This is a genomic window from Chryseobacterium sp. 2TAF14 (genome assembly GCF_052115105.1).
Taxonomy (GTDB): Bacteria; Bacteroidota; Bacteroidia; order Flavobacteriales; family Weeksellaceae; genus Chryseobacterium.
Window position 1 is genome coordinate 1 of sequence record NZ_JBFRGA010000148.1, and the last position, 16,985, is coordinate 16,985.

The following is a 16,985-nucleotide window of genomic DNA, read 5'->3' on the forward strand; positions in this document are numbered from 1 at the left end:
ACACTCATTTCGGTTAAACATTTAAATTAAAAAATGAGTCAAAACATATTAATTTGTTTACGAAATCTCTCATAATCAACAGTTGAAGCAAATAAAAATTTATTTAATTATATTTATTCTAAATTAATATATTTGCAATATGAATATCATCGTTCCTTTTAAAATAGCTCCACTTGCTCCGGCGTTTAATCTGAATACTGAAGAAATGTTTTGCGGCGACAAAAAATCATGCTGCAAAAAATTTAAAAAAGGAAAGCGTTGCAAAAAATGCCCGGGAAGAAAGAAGATGGCGTAATTGAGTTGGAAAGTTATTAAGTTTGAGAGATTTTGAGTTTAAATCTTAAATAAAATTACTGATCAAAAAGTAAAGCGCTAAAGCTAAAATCAGTAGTCCGATAATCAACCTTAAAATTTTCGGCTGACCTTTAGGATTTGCAACTGTTCTTGGTTGCGACCTGAATAATTCTTCAGCTTTATCCCTGAATTTCTCTCCATCACTTTCAAAAACTTCTGTTATTGTAATTCCCTGAACAACAGTTTTATGCAAAAGTGAATTGGTAGCATGCAGCAATAACTGAAATTTTCCGTTTTTAAATTCTGTAATCTTAAAAACTCTTTCACCATAAGCTTTTTCAAGCCCGAAAGGTAATACTTTTACCACATCTGCATTTTGAGTTTGCCAATTGATGATAATTTCCTCACCTTTTTTTGCATGAATTTTATTTGCTGTAAAAGTCTTAATTGCAGGCGGAATATTATATCTGAAACTTTTCTGATGACTTTCTAAATTCTGATCATACGTTTTTCTCCGGCTTCTGTCGCTTAATGTTTCATAAGCTTCCTGTATTTCCCTGAAACGGTCGGCAAAAAAGTCGTCGTTTTCGTTTTTATCGGGATGGTATTTTAATGAAAGTTTTCTGTAAGATTTTTTGATGTCTTCTTCTGAAGCATCGTGAGCAATCCCGAGAAAATAATAGTAGTCTTTCATTTAGGTTAACAAAAATAAGAAAATAGCCACGAATGCACGAATTTATTTGGTAATGCTTTTATTTAAATAAAATTTTCAGCAGAATGAATTTTAAATATTCGTGCATTCGTGGCAAAAAAAATCCAGTACATTTTTGTACCGGATTTAAAAAATTTCAATTTAGTTACCTTTTATTTTATGCTTCTGCAATATTTTCTTCCTTTCTGTCGAAGTTTTTGTGGCAACATTTTGAAGCAAATTCTTTTTTGAACTTTTCTTTCAGTTCCTGATATTGCTCTTCATTCATTTCTCTGATTTTATCAGCCAATCCGAATGGAGATTTTTCTTTGATTCCGTATTCGTCAAAAATACCTCTTACAAATCTTTTTCTCTCGATAACTTTTTTGGCAATTACGGCAACTCCTGCAACGGCAACAGCCCCTAAAATACCTTTTAATACTGAATTTTTCATTTTCTTAATTTTAAATTTTACTACAAAGGTTTCGCCTCTATAAGGCTTTTTTATATAGACGAATTCGTTTTAATTTTTACTTTACTACTTCTAAAAATTTTAAACTATTCGATGGTTTATTTATTTCTGTTGAAAAATCCGCTTTCACAACGGTTTCTCCAGACTTCTTTGAATTTTTCACGCTCTTCGGGTGACAATTCGCGCATTCTCTCGCGCATCTTTTTTTCTTTCAGCTCACGCATTCCCTGACCAAATTTTCCGTGGAATCCTCCAAAAAGAATTTTACTTAAAACCAATATTCCCATTGCCTGCCAGAACGTAATCGATTTCGCACCCAAAATTTCAGGCAAAAGACAGTTCCAAAGCAACATCACGATGTACGATACGGCGAGGAAAATCAGTGGCGGACAAAGTAAAAAGAATACCCAACCTTTTTTATATTTATTATTCATTTCTATAATTTCTAATTATTTAAATCTTCGTATAACTTTCTCAATCTGTTTCTCAGATGCTTTACTGCATAATTTTTTCTACTGATGATGGTTTTAATATTTTCTCCCTGCTCATCGGCAATTTGCTGTAAAGTTTTATCGTTTAGTTCGTTTTCTGTATAAACCAGTCTCTGTTTTTCGGGAAGCTCTTCCAACGCTTCAAAAAGTTTTTTCCAGATCTCATCCTGAAACATTTTCACTTCCGGACCAGCACTTTCGTCCATCAGCAAAATATCTTTTATAGAAAACTCACCATCTTCATCTTCGTACACAAAATCTTCAAGGTTTTCTGTCTTTTTCTTTCGGTATTTATCGGTGATTTTATTTGCCGTAACTCTGTACAACCAACCACCAACATTTACAATTTCTGAAAGATTGGTCAAGCTGCTGAACTGATACCAGACTTCCTGCAGAATATCTTCCGCATCTTCGGTATTCTTCACTTTGGGACGGATGAAAGACATCAGTTTTCCACCGTAATTTGATACGGTCTGAGAAATAATGTTTTCCTTTTCCTTCTGTGGCATCGGTACTTTTTCGACAATCTCCATATTGATATGACGACTGTGCTTTTTGTTTTACTTTAATAAATTTAAAATATTTTTTTGAAATTTCAATTTTTCTTTTGTTTATAGATGTTTTTGTTATAGTATTTTTTTTCAGAAGCTTATCCGGCTATCCACTATTACTCCTCGCTCTTTCTCTTTTCCCATCACTTGCTGCGGGGTAGCCGTTTCTATCCGGGCTAAAAGACCACCCCGTCTCAATTTTCAAAAAAAATTGATCCACCCCTCCAAAGGAGGGGAATTTTCTGCGCGTTAAAATATTTGAGAAACGTGTGCTTTTGGTTTGCTCTTCCAAACAAAAAAAACGGAAAGCAAAAATACTTCCCGTTCAATTGATTATAAAAACCTTCTTCTTTTATTTATTGAAATTCTCTGCGAAGAAACCTAACATCGACTTATAAAACTCAATTCTATTAAGTTCTTTCCCGAAACCGTGTCCTTCGTCATATTTTACCATGTAAGGAACTTCAAATCCTTTGCTTCGTAGAGCTTTAACGATCTGGTCGGATTCATTAATGTTTACTCTAGGATCATTTGCTCCCTGAACCACAAATAATGGCTTTTTAATCTTATCAATCTGGAAAACCGGTGAAACTTCTTTTGCTATTTTAGCTTCCTGAGGATTATCAAGATCGTACCAGATTTGTTTTACCATTTCTTTATACGGTTTCCAGTATTCAGGGAAAGAATCGAAGAACGTGAAAATATTGGAAACTCCTACATAATCAACTCCACAAGAGTACAAATCAGGCGTTTTAATCAATCCCATCAATGTAGCGTAACCACCGTGACTTCCACCGTAAATCGCTACTTTATTTTTATCAATCCAGCCTTGTTCAATGGCATATTTTACGCCGTCTTCTACATCATCCATTGCTTTACGACCGATTTGTTTGTAACCCGAGGTTTGAAATTCTTTTCCATAACCACCAGAAATTCTGAAATTTACCTGCAAAGTAGCATAACCTCTGCTTGCAAACAACTGTGTTTCAGGATTGAAACCCCAATCATCTCTTATTCCTTGCGGACCGCCGTGAGGATTTACAATCAAAGGAACTTTTTCGCCATTCAATGCAGCTTTTGGTAACGTAATATATCCATGAATTGTAAGTCCGTCGCTGCTTTTGAATTGGATAGGACGCATTTCAGCCATATCTTCTTCTTTTAACTGAGGCATCAGATCAAAAAGGAGCTTTGTCGTTTTAGATTTTGTGTCGTATTCGTAATATTTTCCGTACAGTTTATCGCTGTCGACAACAACCAAAAGTTTTTCATTTTTATCGTCAGAAGAAACAATACCAAACTGCTTATCCCCAAATTCGGAAGTCAGCTTGTCATGAATTTCCTTGTAAAATTTACTTACAGGAATGGTTTCACTTTTAATTCCGTTGTAACTGATGTAGTCTAACTCATAATTTCTGCTTTTTCCAGCCTGTGAAATAGAAGAAACATCAAATGTCGGGTTGGAATACACTTCCTTAATGATCGCATTTTTCTTTAAATCGTACAATACAATTCTTGCTTTATCACTATCAATATTGGTTACCAGATAAACCTCATCTTTGTTTTTAGAATTATCATTAAAGCTGATTACGCTAAAAGTATCTTTCCAATCGGTCGCTTTCACGAGATTAAACTTGCCTGTCTGCAAATCTTTGTAATACAATTTTGTAGTCAATCCATTTTCAAGAATAGTGTAGCCTCTCAGATTGCCCTGTCTGTCGAAAAGATAATCATCAATCGGACTTTTTACATCATTATTTTCATACAACTGCGTAATTTCGCCTGTATTAAAATTGATTTTATACGGTTCAAAAATCTGTTTATTGTTCTTGTTCATGCTCACAATAACAAACTCTGTATCTTTGATCAATCTTACTGAATTTAACGTGATTCCTTCAAAAGGAGTCAAATCTTTTAAATTTTTTCCGTCGATATCTGCTGCATACAAATGGATATTTTCGTTTCCGCCTTTATCCTGTGTATAAAACAGCCGTTTTTTATCAAGCCAGCCGTAGCTTCTTATCAGGTCATCTTTTTCAACCAATGCCTTTGTAATTTTTCCCGATTTCAAATCTTTTACGTAGACATGATTTTTACTGTCCTTATCTTTTTCTTTGTAAGACAAATACTGCCCATCGGGAGAAATTTTAAATTGTGATGCTTTTGGCCTAGCAAAATAATCTTCAACTTTATATTTAAAGTTTCCTTTGTCGTAAGAGATCAGTTTTTCGATGGTAGCTTTTGAAGAAACCAATGTCGGGTCACCCGGCAATTTGTTATCAGTAGTTTGTGCATTCATCATGAGACTTGTTATTACCACTTGTGTAATACCTAAAATTCTGGAATTTAAATTCATATTTCATGGATTTGGTTAAACGATATACTATAAGACGCTTCAAATGCACAAAATGTTACATCATTTATCGCTAATTTGTGAAATCAGATGTGTATTTTTTTAATTAAAAACCTTTTAACTACCTGAAATCTTAATCGTAAAAAAATAAGAATAAACAAGTTTATTTTAATTTATAGAATTAAGAAAAAGAATTTAAGGTTTTAATTTTAAAAGAAATTAGAATAAAAAAACAGGAAACCGATCTTGGCTTCCTGTTTTTATTTTATTGATAGATTGCGATATTATTTTTTTCCAATTTATATCCTGTTTCAGTAGGAGTCAAAATATATTCACCTTTTTTCCAGAAATCTTTTTTGCATTTCTTTTTAAGAATAATATTTTCACCAGGTAATAAAACTTCAGCTTTTCTTTTATTATCACTGAAAATGATTGCTGCCATTGAAGCAGAGCTGTTTGTCTGATCTATCTGGTTTAATTTAATTTTCTGCTCAAAAACTCTTACACAAGTATTTTTAATTTTGGAATAAGTATATCCTGCAGAACCGATACAGCCGTGAGCATCTCTATCACTACCTGTCTGTGCAAAGGTAAAAGCATAAATTAAAATTGCACCTGATAATATTACTTTTTTCATAATTTGTATATTTAAAACTGAAACTATAATGGAAAAATTATACCAAAACAAAAAAGCCATTCTCTCGAATGACTTTATATAAAATTTATTTTGTCCAGTTGATTTTTGAATGTTTCACCTCTTCAGAGTTTGTACCGATCATGATATCAAATTCTCCGGCTTCCCAATCGTATTTCAAATCTCCGTTGTAGAATTTCAGGTTTTCAGGGGTAATGTTAAAAGTAACTTTTTTAGATTCTCCTTTTTTCAACATTACTTTTTGGAATCCTTTCAATTCTTTCACCGGTCTTGTGATGCTTCCTACCATATCTCTGATGTATAGCTGAACGACTTCAGCACCATCATAATTCCCGGTATTGGTCACCGTAACAGAAGCCTGAATCGTTTGATTTCCTTTCGGATTGGCATTTGAAACCGTCATATCAGAATAATTGAATTTAGAATAACTTAAACCATAACCAAAAGGATACAATGGCGTATTACACTCATCCATATAGTTTGAACGGAATCTTTGATATTCACATTTATCAACCAATTTCTGATCTAAAGGACGGCCTGTATTTTTAGCATTATAATAAATCGGAACCTGCCCTAAACTTCTTGGGAAAGTCATCGGCAATTTTCCTGAAGGATTTACTTTACCAAACAGTACATCAGCAATTGCATTTCCGGCTTCTGAACCCGGGAACCACGCATTCAAGATAGCATCAGGAGCATCTTTCACATTGGTTAATGCTAAAGGACGACCTGTGAAAAGTACCATTGCGATTGGTTTTCCTGTTTTTTTCAATTCGTTTAATAGATCAACCTGAGACTGAGGAATAGTAATCTCCGTTCTTGAAGAAGATTCTCCGCTCATTTCTGCAGATTCTCCGATTGCCAAAACAATAACGTCTGCTTTGTTGGCAACATCAACCGCTTCTTTTAATAACGCTTCTTTTGAACGGCTGTCTCTGTCGCATTAAATTAACCGAAATTGCGTGTTTCGTAGCTACGCTCCAGGTTCCTGCCATATTCAGAGAATTGTTTACCAATGGACCGATTACTGCAACCGTTCCATATTTTTTCAAAGGTAAAACCTGATTTTCATTTTTCATTAAAACCATCGACTGTGCTGCAGCGCTTCTTGCGATATTACGATTTTCTAAACTGTAAACTTCTTTTGCAGCAAGCTTTGCATCACCGTGCTTGTAAGGATTGTCGAATAAGCCTAAATCATATTTTGCTTCAAGAATTCTTCTTGCTGCCATATCAATTTCAGTCTGCGTTACTTTTCCTTCAGATAAAGATTTCTTTAGTGTTGTTAAAAAACCTTCACCTACCATATCCATATCAACGCCGGCTTTTAAAGCTAAAGCAGAAACCTGCTGAAGATCTCCCATTCCGTGTTCTACCATTTCGTTGATCCCCGTATAATCGGTTACTACAAAACCTTTGAATTTCCATTGATTTCTCAAAACTTCAGTCTGTAACCATCTGTTTCCGGTTGCAGGTACTCCGTCAACTTCATTAAAAGAAGCCATTACAGAAGCAACTCCTGCATCAACAGCAGCTTTGTAAGGCGGAAAATATTCGTTGAACATTCTTACGTGGCTCATGTCAACAGTGTTGTAATCTCTACCGGCTTCACCTGCTCCGTATAATGCAAAATGTTTTACACAAGCCAAAATATTGGTTCCGTTTGCCAAGTCTTTTCCTTGATAACCGTAAACCATGTTTTTAGCAATCTCACTTCCTAAATACGGATCTTCACCGGAACCTTCAGAAACTCTTCCCCATCTTGGCTCACGGGAAATGTCTACCATTGGAGAGAAAGTCCAGTTGATTCCATCAGAAGCGGCTTCTTTTGCAGCAACTCTTGCCGACTGCTGAACCAGATTCATATCCCAAGATGCCGCTAAACCTAACGGAATCGGGAAAGTAGTTTCGTAACCGTGAATGACATCCATCCCGAAAATCATAGGAATCTTTAAACGGCTGTTTTCTACTGCTACTTTCTGAACTGCTTTGATCTTATCAGCTCCTTTTATATTGAACAATCCACCGACTAAACCCTGTTCTACTTTTTTTCCGATGTCTGAACTTTTTGCCAAACCTGTGGTAAAATCTCCTGAACTTGGCAGATTTAATTGTCCGATCTTTTCGTCTAAGGTCATTTTTGCTAAAAGCGCATCAACAAAAGCCTTTTTCTTTGACTGATATTGAGCTGTCTGATAAGACTGAACAGGCTTTGTTACCATTTCCTGAGCCGAAAACACAGGAGCCAATGCTAAAGCTGCAATTACAATTAACTTCTTACTCATTACTTTTTATTTTTTAGGAATTTGTGAATTTTCAACTTCATATTTCTTACTGCGCAAATTACATTTTTTATATCAATGATTCTTTTTAAAGCAAAGAAAAACTAAATAGTTAATTTTTCCAAAGTTTTTATCAATTAATTCTATTATTTATATTTTTCTTAGACAGCATCCATTCATACAATGCAGGATTTGAATATGCAGAATCCCATGAATTGTGATTATCATTAGGAAAAATCGTTAATTCTGCAGACGGATTTACCGGATGAAGCTTTTGGTAAAAATTAAATGCATTTTCAGGTAAAACGACATCATCCATTCCGCCATGGAAAATTTTCATATTTAAATCTTTGTACTGTTGAATATTGGCATACATTACGCGATCTGTCGGCGCGCAAACTGAAACAACGGAAGCAAACATTTCAGGATGCTCCATTGCCAACTTTAAAGTTCCCCAACCTCCCATCGAAAGCCCGGTAAGATGGATTCTTGATGCGTCAATTTTATATTTTGCCTGAATTTCTCTGATTAAATTATAAATAGTTACCGTATTCCACCATTCATTTTCGGGACATTGCGGAGCTAAAATTGCAACAGGTTCTTTAATGAGATTTTTATATGTAAACGGGCTGTGTGCTTTTACTTTTTCTAAATCGTTTCCTCTTTCTCCGGAACCATGAAGAAATACAATCAAAGGAACATTACCTTTTGCATTTTTAGGATAATCAAGAATATAGGAGATTTTTTCCTGCCTTTTGATTTCTTTGTTTAATTCTGCTTTAATTTCCTGAGCCTGCACGCTCATCGAAAAAGGCAAAAGCAAAAGTGATAAGTGATTTATTTTAAGTTTCATTTTAATGTTTACGTTTGGGCTAAAGCCGTTTGATTTTGGTTTTGTGTAAACGGGCTAAAGCCTGTTCTTGTATTTTTTAGAACCATGTCAAGGTTTGAAACCTTGACATGGTTTTTTAGGTAAACTCTATTTTAGCCCCGATTGAAACGGCATCCTTTTTTGTTGCGGGCGGAGCGAAGCGGAGCCCGTAACAAAAAAGATACAGTGGAAAGCGGGATTAAGCTCCTAAAAAAAATTATTTAATGTTATATTTTTCAGATTTGAAGCTTAGCTTTTTCAATCCTTTCTGGATTTCAGGAGCATTCATGAACAATTTCCATAAAAATCCTGTGCGGTAATTTTCGATCATCGGAGCAATTGTTCCCTGATCAATTGCCAAATATCTTGGCGTCGTCCAATTATTATAATGAATTGAAGTAGCGTCGTAAGGTCCCGCAGAACCAATGAATTCTGGTTTTGTATAAATAAATTTCAAGAAATCCATAGATTCTTTTGGTGTGTAAGGAAAGCTGCTTAAAGCTGCAGTCGGCGTAATTACGCCATGATCGTTTTGCGGAAAATGGGCGTTGTAACCAAGACTTCCGTCATCATTCCGGGAATAACTTGCGGTAAGTCCCCAATAATTTGGCCCGTAACCTTTCCATTGTTTTGGATTTTCGACACAATATTTGTAATCTATAAGTACCTGATTTTTATTTAAATCGAAATAATTCTTAATTAATTTATCTGATAAATTTGTAGGATCTAAGCCAATATAAGAGTAATGTGCCCAAAATAACGGGCCACCATATTCTTCTGCATAATTGTGCTTTACATACATCGGAAGACCGTATTTTTCTTTGTCTGAAAGGTAGGCTCCGTTTCTTGTCCAGCCTTTGTAATAGGTTTCTGCATCGATAGAATATGTGGGTGATGAGGCTGCCAAAATGTAGGTAATGAGACATTCGTTATATCCTTCCAAAGGAAAATTCATTTCCCATTGATATTCTGGTGACCAATGCCAATATAATACTTTTTCGCCGCCTTTTGTGTACCAGTTCCACTGAATTCCTCTCCAAAGCTCGTCACATTTTTTTGCTAAAGCTTTTTCTTCTGCATTTCCATTTTTAAAATACTCACGAACCATTAAAATCCCTGAAGTAAGAAACGCTGTTTCTACCAAGTCTCCACCGTTGTCTTTTTTCCCGAAAGGAACGGTTTTTCCGGTTTCTCCGTTAATCCAGTGTGACCAGGCTCCTTTATGACGGTCTGCTTTTGCAAGAAAATTCATCATCGTCCTTAATCTTTTCACTGCATCTTTTCTTGGAATAAAACCTCTTTCAACACCGACTAAGATTGTTGCCAACCCAAAACCTGAACCTCCGGTCGTAATTACATGCTTATCGTTATCCGGATAAATATCGTCTTCATGGTAACGCTCTCTTCCCAACATAGAATTGGGCTCTGCATAATCCCAAAAGTATTTTAAAGCATCTTTTTGAACTTTATCCATCAACTGTTCATCTGAAATATTGGATTTTACAACTGATTTTTGTGTAGATTCTTTTGCAGTTTGAGAGTTTTTGCAGGAAATTATAAGTATTGACGTCGCTGCGATTGAGAGTTCCAGTTCTTACAAGATCAGGGAATCTGTCCATTTCCATTGCTAATTCTACTCTTCTTTCCTGCCAGATAGCAGTTCTAAGAGCCGCTTGTGTAGAAGCCGTAGTATTTCCAAGATTTGCTCTGTTTCTTACCTTGTTAATATTTAAAACAGCTGCAGATGTATTTCCTAATTCGTTAGCTGCTTCAGCATTGATTAAAAGAATATCTGCAAATCTTAAAATTCTAATATTTTGAATAGAACCATAATAACAAGAGCTGTTATTTAAAGATCTAGGAACATATACTTTCTGGTTCCACATATTACCTGCGTTTGGATCTCCTTTCTTAATTAAATCGCCTTCAAGAGTGGTTTCTCCCTCTCTTAAAATAGACAGTTCTTTTCTGATATCGCCTGGTTCAAATGCATTTTCTAAAGCCGTAGTAGGAGTAAAGAATCCCCATCCAAACTGATCTCTTACCCCCTGAACTTCTGCATATTGACTTCCTGCAGTTGAACCTAAAGAAGGATCACAGCCACAATTAACTTCAAAAACAGATTCTGTACCGAATTCTCCGGCTGGTCTGAACAAATGATTGAAATCAGGATCTAAAGAGTATCCCATTGAAATCACCTGATTTGAAGTATCGTATGCTTTTTGATAATTTTTCATGTATAAATATACTTTTGAAAGCAAACCTAAAGCACCACCTTTGGTAACTCTTCCAAGATCTGAAGCAGGATATGTTTGAGGCAAAACTTCAGAAGCAGCAGTAARATCTGCAACGATAAAATTATAAACTTCTTCTTTAGAATTTCTTGCTTTCAAATAGTTACCGTCTGCAGGTAATCCGTCAAAAATAGGAACCCCACCATAAATTCGTACTAAATTGAAATAGAAATAAGCTCTAAGCATTCTAGCTTCAGCAACTAATCTATTTTTAAGAGTAGTATCCATTTCTATTTTTGGAACATTGGTAATAACCTGATTTGCTCTGTTAACAGCTTGCCACTGTCCGACCCAATATCCTCTTACTCCATCATCACTTACCGTAAAAGTAAAGTTATCGTATGCATTTATAAAAGCGGCATCTCCTGGATTAGAACCCTTTTCAACATCATCACCAGTTACTCCATAAATAAATTGTGCAGGAAATCCAGAATTCTCCCAGCTTCTTAAAAAACTATAAATAGCGGTTGTTGCGCGCATTGCATCATCTTTTGTTGTAAAGAAGTCTGCGGCTTCAGTATTTCCCTCGTCTTTTATATCTACAAAGTCTTCACTACAGCTAACCATTAACGAAAACAAGGAGATTGTTAAAAATATTTTTTTCATGATTTTTTAATTAAAATGTTAGATTCATACCCATTGTATAAATTGCAGAGATTGGATAAATATTATTATCAATTCCCATTTGTACTCTATCACTGTTGTTGATCTCCGGTGAGAAACCATTATACTTGAAACTTGTCCAAGGATTTTGTGCACTTACGTATAATCTTAGTTTGGTTACAGATAAAGCATTTGCAAAAGATTTAGGCAAATTGTATCCAACCTGTATATTTCTGATTCTTATATAACTACCATCTTCTACATAGAAGCTGTTTGGTAAAATGATAGATTGGTTAGAGGTAATCATTGAGTTAGTATTAGAAGTACCTGCTCCTTGCCATCTGTTGTTATACATATCTAAATCCCAAGTTTCATTACCATAACGCTGTTCACGGTTATAGTTATATATCTTATTACCAAATACACCTTGGAAATCCACAGCAATATCAATAGCATAAATGTTAAAATTAACTCCAAAACCATAAGTCCCTTTAGGAATCGGACTTCCTAAAAATGTTTTATCTCTTGAATCAATAATACCGTTACCATCCTGATCTGTGAATTTAAACCATCCTGCTTTTGCACCAGCTTGTCCTGAAGCTGCAGCCTCTGCATCTGTCTGGAAAACACCTGCAACATCATAACCATAATAAGAACCAACAGCCTGTCCTGCTTGTAGTCTTACAATAGAATTACCAAATAAACTTGCTCCTGTTTCTAAATATGAATCTCCGTAAACAGATGTAATTTCATTCTTGAGAGAAGTAAAATTACCATAAACACCAAAACTAACATTCTCGCTTAATTTCGTGTTATAATTAACAGAAACTTCAAAACCTCTGTTATTAAAAGAATAAGCATTGGTTATATAATTTCTCCAGTTTGCAGCACCAGATACAGTTCCCTGATTCACACCGTAAACAACATTCTTAGAATCTTTATCATAATATGCTGCATCAATTTTCAATTTATTTCCAAATAATGCCATTTCCAAACCTACATCTTTTCCTGTAGTCGTTTCCCAACCAATACTTGGATCGATGAACTGGTCAACAGTTGTGGCAGGGAATCCTACATTACCAAAGTAAGCGCCGCTTTGAATTTGTGATATGTTTGCTGTATATCCTCTTCCGATATTGGGATTTCCTAATTCACCGTAACTTGCTCTTAACTTTAATAAGTTGAAAATATTTTGTTCACTCATAAAATCTTCCTTAGATATTACCCATCCTGCACTTACTGCCGGAAAAGTTCTGTATCTGTCTTCATTAATCTGTGAACTTGCATCTCTACGAACGGAAGCATTAACTAAATATTTACCTTTATAGTCATAGTTTAATCTTCCAAAGAATGATTCAACTCTTTGTTGATCCTGGTCAACACTTAGCGTCGGAACATCAATAATATGATGCACAATACCAGTACCACTATGAATATTTAAAGATTCGTTTGTTCCATTATAGTTAACACCTCTTGAAGACCAATAATCTTGTGATACGGAGGTTCTTGTTCTTGAGAAACCTGCAAGTATATCAAAATTATGGTTTCCAAAACTTTTTTTCCAATTGATTGTGTTATCCCAAACGTAATTTCTATTTCTGTAATTTCTGGTAACTAAAGTTGATGGGGTTTCTTTATCATCAGGAAGATACGTCAGCGTTGGTGTAAATTCATATTGACTTGGGCTATAATTATCTGTAGAATAGCTTACTCTAACTGTAAAGTCTTTTAAAAATTTAACTTCACCAAAAACATTATTCAATAATCTTTCCTCTCTTTTTTGTGAACGGTAAAGATCAAGTTGCGCTCTAGGGTTAGCAATATTATATCCGTCAAAATATTGATAATCTCCAGTATTAGGATTAATTGTAGAGAATATTGGTGGAGCAATGAATGCTGTCAATAAAGGATTGGTTGCTATATCAGTACGCATTTTAGAAAAACTGAAGTTATTTCCGATCGTAATGTTATCAGTAATCTTATAGCTAAGATTTAATTTTGTATTAAATCTATTAAAACCGCTCCCTGAATTGATACCTTGTCCAGCATCCAAATTCCCTTGATCCTGAAGGTAACCTACGCTACCATAATAATTAAGTTTTCCTAAGCTTCCTGTTGCTGAAAAATCATTAGCATTAATAATGCTCGTACGGAAAATTTCTTTGAACCAATCTGTATCTGCCGGGAAATTTGCTCTGGAAATAGATCCTGCGCTAGAACCATTATCATTCATCAGTTTTTCGTTATACAACTCGATATACTGATCAGAATTAACCATTTCAGGAATATTTGTTACCTTTTTAAATCCAATATAAGAATTGAAATTATATACTGGTTTTCCTTTTCCTGTCTTAGTTTTAATAATTACAGCACCATTTGCAGCCTGCGCTCCAAAAATTGCTAAACTTGATGGATCTTTCAAAACACTCATCGATTCAATATCCTGAGAGTTAAGATAAGAAATATCTGTTGTAATCATACCGTCTACAATGAAAACAGTATTCCCGGATAAAGAGCCAACTCCTCTGATATCTACTCTTGGAGAGCCTCCGGGAGTTCCAGAGTTTGTAATATTTACCCCTGCCAATTTACCCTGAACAGAGCTAAGCGGGTTTGCATTGGGTCTGTCAGCAAGATCTTTTGCTGTAACCAAACCAATACTCCCCGTAACATTTTCTTTTTTTTGTGTACCGTATCCAATCAGTACAACCTCCTCTATTTTCTGTTCTTTCGCAACAGTGTCTTGAGGAGCAACCTGCCCATTGACATTCATCCCGAAATAGAGAACGGCAATAAGACAAGAGTACTTTAAATTAGTTTGTTTCATATAGTTTAATTTTATCTTGTATCAATCAAAAGTGTAAAATAGATTTTTAGTAAATTTCTATTTTCTCAAAAGAAGACTTTGTTCAAAAATAAAAAAAATATCAAATGATGTTAAATTTAGTTAAATAATTTATTAAATACTTATTAATTTGTGAAATATGTTAAACAAAACTAAATTTTAATAAATTTCACAATTAAAAAAATTAATATAAATGAATATTTCACATTGAAGCAAAGCTTTTTTTCGGGTAAAAATCTCCCAAAAAACACTTTTAATGTCTCAAATCTAAGCAATCAGGATTTTTGCATTAAATAACCTTATAATTCTCTGCACAAAAACTAAAATTTTCTGAAACAAATAATTTTTTGTTAAACTCATAATTGTCTTTACCTTTGGTGCGTTATTTGAAAATGATAAAAAAATTGAAAATGAAAAAATATATTATAGCCGCTGCATTAATCTTCGGAACAGGTGCAGTAATCACCACAAGCCTGAATTCTTGCACCAGTCTTGCCACTTCAGATCTGGGATTGGCAGTAATCAAAAGGATTTTATTGGGCGGCATCAACAAAGGAGCCAATATCTACGGAAACAAAGAAGCATTTCTTCAAAACAATTTAGTGGATAAAGCTTTACCGAAAGAGCTTAGAGATATTAATGCTACTCTTGAAAAGATCGCCCCTTCAATTGTTGCGAAAGAGAGAGAATACATTGCCGAAGCTGCAGTTTATACCGTAAACATTTCAAAGCCAATTTTAGAAACAGCGGTTAACAGCTTAAATGCGCAAGATGTAACAAGAATTATTCAGGGTGAAAAAGGTACTGCTACTTTAATTTTGAAAGAAAAAAGCCAGACCCAACTTGTTGCCGCAATTGCACCGAGAGTTGAGCAGGAGCTGAATAAATATGGCATCGTGAAAACCATTAACACCGCATTATCAGGAAGCAATCTTTTAGGAAGCCTTTTAGGCGGTAACAAAACCAACGTCAATGCAGGTGGATTGAGTATGCTTGCTTCAGAGCAGATCGTAAACGGTCTTTTTAATATTATTGAAGATCATGAGAAGCAAAACTCGGCGTCGTTGCTTGCGCCATTTGGAAAATAGCTCAATTTTCATTAAATTTATATACAATTAACGAAGAAGATGGACATATTACAAGGAAGTGAAAACAAAAATCCTGAAGAATTTTATAAATCATTAAAGGAAAAATTAGAAAACAACCACGATTTTCCGGAAGATTATCTGTTTAAGTTTATAATCCCGACAGATGATGCAAAGCTTACAGAAATTTACAAGGTTTTTGACGGTATAAAATTCACATTGGGAAACCGCGAAAGTAAGAACGGAAAATACACAGCTTGCAACATCAATGCTTTTGTTTTAGACGCAGATCAGGTAGTGCGCATTTATAAAGAAGTTGCAGCAATAGAAAATGTGATTTTATTATAAGATTTCATTTAAATTTTACAAAATAATTTTCACCATTAAGAAGGTTAAGATTTTCAGAAGTTTAAGTTTAAATATAATCTCTTAATGTGTTAAAATATAGAATAAATAAAGTTTATTTAAGTTAAGAAAATTAAGGCTTTAATCACTAAATTAAAAAGCAAAAAGGTTAGTTTGTACACTAACCTTTTTTATTTTATGTAAACTTAAAATTTATTTTTCTATAAAGAATTTCACATTTTCAATAGGTCTTCCCAGCATAGCAACGGAGCCTTTGATGATGATCGGTCTCTGTATCAGAGAAGGGTTTTCAGACAAAATCTGAAGCCATTCTTCTTCCGAATGGTCTTTACCTGCAAATTTTTCAAGGTATAATTTCTCTTCTTTTCTGATGATATGGAAAACGCTTTGGTTCAGTTTTTTTAAAACAGTTTTCAGCTCCAGAACACTTAAAGGATCTTCTACAATATTGATGATTTCAAACTGAACGCCATTTTCGTCTAAATACTCTAAAACAGCATTCGATTTTGAGCAGTTTCCGTTGTGTAAGACCTTAATCATCATAATAAAATTTAAGCTGGATTATTTTAAAACAAACCGTTCAGCTCAGCGTCTATTTTTTCTAAAATAAAGCCGAAATCCTCCGGTTTTTCAACAAAATCAAGATCATCTACTTCGATAATCAATAATTTGCCTTCTGTGTAATTTGAAATCCATTTTTCGTATTTCTGATTCAGCTTAGAAAGATATTCTATACTGATCGAGGCTTCATATTCTCTTCCTCTTTTATAGATTTTTTTCACCAGATTAGGCACATCAGATTTAAGGTAAATAAGCAAATCGGGTGCCGAAACAAAAGTCTTCATCAGATCGAAAAGCGATGCATAATTTTTGAAATCACGGTCAGATAAAAGCTTCATATCATTCAGGTTTTCTGCAAAAATATGTGCGTCTTCATAGATCGTACGATCCTGAATAATGTTTTTGCCACTTTCTCTGATCTCTTTTACCTGACGGAACCTGCTGCCCAGAAAATAGATCTGCAAAGCAAAACTCCACTTGCTCATGTCGGCATAAAAATCTTCCAGATAAGGATTGTGATCTACATCTTCAAACTGGGCATCCCAACCGTAATGTTTGGCAAGCATCGTGG

General features: G+C 34.5%; 15 protein-coding genes and 1 pseudogene. 3 read left to right on the top strand and 13 right to left on the bottom strand.

Going from position 1 to position 16,985, the window contains the following annotated elements; translation table 11 throughout:
* The first annotated feature begins 139 nt into the window (after positions 1-139).
* Positions 140-295: a hypothetical protein gene (locus tag AB4Y90_RS13630; protein WP_441558106.1), complete on the top strand. Its 156-nt coding sequence runs from the start codon at positions 140-142 to the stop codon at positions 293-295.
* Positions 296-340: 45 nt separating this feature from the next.
* On the opposite strand, the gene AB4Y90_RS13635 is transcribed toward AB4Y90_RS13630, so the two are convergent.
* From AB4Y90_RS13635 to AB4Y90_RS13685, 11 genes and pseudogenes are all read right to left on the bottom strand, one after another.
* Entirely contained in the window at positions 341-988 is a 648-nt protein-coding gene (locus tag AB4Y90_RS13635) for a J domain-containing protein (protein WP_441558107.1), read from the bottom strand.
* Positions 989-1,163: 175 nt separating this feature from the next.
* Positions 1,164-1,439, bottom strand: coding sequence for a hypothetical protein (locus AB4Y90_RS13640; protein ID WP_441558108.1), 276 nt, complete (start codon positions 1,437-1,439; stop codon positions 1,164-1,166).
* Between the two features lie 116 nt (positions 1,440-1,555).
* The gene (locus tag AB4Y90_RS13645; protein WP_441558109.1) at positions 1,556-1,891 is read right to left on the bottom strand and encodes a hypothetical protein; all 336 of its coding nucleotides are present in this window, start codon (positions 1,889-1,891) and stop codon (positions 1,556-1,558) included.
* A gap of 11 nt (positions 1,892-1,902) precedes the next feature.
* Positions 1,903-2,457 carry an RNA polymerase sigma factor gene (locus tag AB4Y90_RS13650; RefSeq protein ID WP_228376727.1) on the bottom strand — a complete coding sequence of 185 codons (555 nt, stop codon included), beginning with the start codon at positions 2,455-2,457 and terminating at the stop codon, positions 1,903-1,905.
* A gap of 394 nt (positions 2,458-2,851) precedes the next feature.
* The gene (locus tag AB4Y90_RS13655; protein WP_441558110.1) at positions 2,852-4,855 is read right to left on the bottom strand and encodes a S9 family peptidase; all 2,004 of its coding nucleotides are present in this window, start codon (positions 4,853-4,855) and stop codon (positions 2,852-2,854) included.
* A 262-nt stretch (positions 4,856-5,117) separates the two neighbouring features.
* Positions 5,118-5,489, bottom strand: coding sequence for a hypothetical protein (locus tag AB4Y90_RS13660; RefSeq protein ID WP_441558111.1), 372 nt, complete (start codon positions 5,487-5,489; stop codon positions 5,118-5,120).
* A gap of 85 nt (positions 5,490-5,574) precedes the next feature.
* Positions 5,575-7,792 (bottom strand): annotated as a pseudogene (locus AB4Y90_RS13665) (glycoside hydrolase family 3 N-terminal domain-containing protein).
* A 130-nt stretch (positions 7,793-7,922) separates the two neighbouring features.
* A complete protein-coding gene (locus AB4Y90_RS13670) occupies positions 7,923-8,642 on the bottom strand; it encodes a prolyl oligopeptidase family serine peptidase (protein WP_441558112.1) in 720 nt (239 codons plus the stop codon).
* Positions 8,643-8,877: 235 nt separating this feature from the next.
* Entirely contained in the window at positions 8,878-10,215 is a 1,338-nt protein-coding gene (locus AB4Y90_RS13675; RefSeq protein WP_441558118.1) for a glucoamylase family protein, read from the bottom strand.
* Positions 10,142-11,560 carry a RagB/SusD family nutrient uptake outer membrane protein gene (locus AB4Y90_RS13680; protein WP_441558113.1) on the bottom strand — a complete coding sequence of 473 codons (1,419 nt, stop codon included), beginning with the start codon at positions 11,558-11,560 and terminating at the stop codon, positions 10,142-10,144. Before AB4Y90_RS13680 ends, AB4Y90_RS13675 begins: the two co-directional genes overlap by 74 nt.
* Before the next feature lie 10 nt (positions 11,561-11,570).
* Positions 11,571-14,384 (bottom strand): SusC/RagA family TonB-linked outer membrane protein, encoded by a 2,814-nt coding sequence (locus AB4Y90_RS13685; protein WP_441558114.1) that lies wholly within the window; start codon positions 14,382-14,384, stop codon positions 11,571-11,573.
* Between the two features lie 428 nt (positions 14,385-14,812).
* Here AB4Y90_RS13685 and AB4Y90_RS13690 point away from each other — a divergent pair, with 428 nt between their 5' ends.
* Positions 14,813-15,490 carry a DUF4197 family protein gene (locus AB4Y90_RS13690; RefSeq protein ID WP_441558115.1) on the top strand — a complete coding sequence of 226 codons (678 nt, stop codon included), beginning with the start codon at positions 14,813-14,815 and terminating at the stop codon, positions 15,488-15,490.
* Positions 15,491-15,529: 39 nt separating this feature from the next.
* Positions 15,530-15,835 carry a DUF493 family protein gene (locus tag AB4Y90_RS13695; RefSeq protein WP_441558116.1) on the top strand — a complete coding sequence of 102 codons (306 nt, stop codon included), beginning with the start codon at positions 15,530-15,532 and terminating at the stop codon, positions 15,833-15,835.
* A 210-nt stretch (positions 15,836-16,045) separates the two neighbouring features.
* Here the strand turns inward: AB4Y90_RS13695 and AB4Y90_RS13700 are convergent, their stop codons facing one another.
* Together AB4Y90_RS13700 and AB4Y90_RS13705 are read right to left on the bottom strand one after the other, a co-directional pair.
* Positions 16,046-16,393: an ArsC/Spx/MgsR family protein gene (locus AB4Y90_RS13700; protein ID WP_441558117.1), complete on the bottom strand. Its 348-nt coding sequence runs from the start codon at positions 16,391-16,393 to the stop codon at positions 16,046-16,048.
* Positions 16,394-16,419: 26 nt separating this feature from the next.
* Positions 16,420-16,980: a deoxynucleoside kinase gene (locus tag AB4Y90_RS13705; RefSeq protein ID WP_441558119.1), complete on the bottom strand. Its 561-nt coding sequence runs from the start codon at positions 16,978-16,980 to the stop codon at positions 16,420-16,422.
* Positions 16,981-16,985 lie beyond the last annotated feature (5 nt).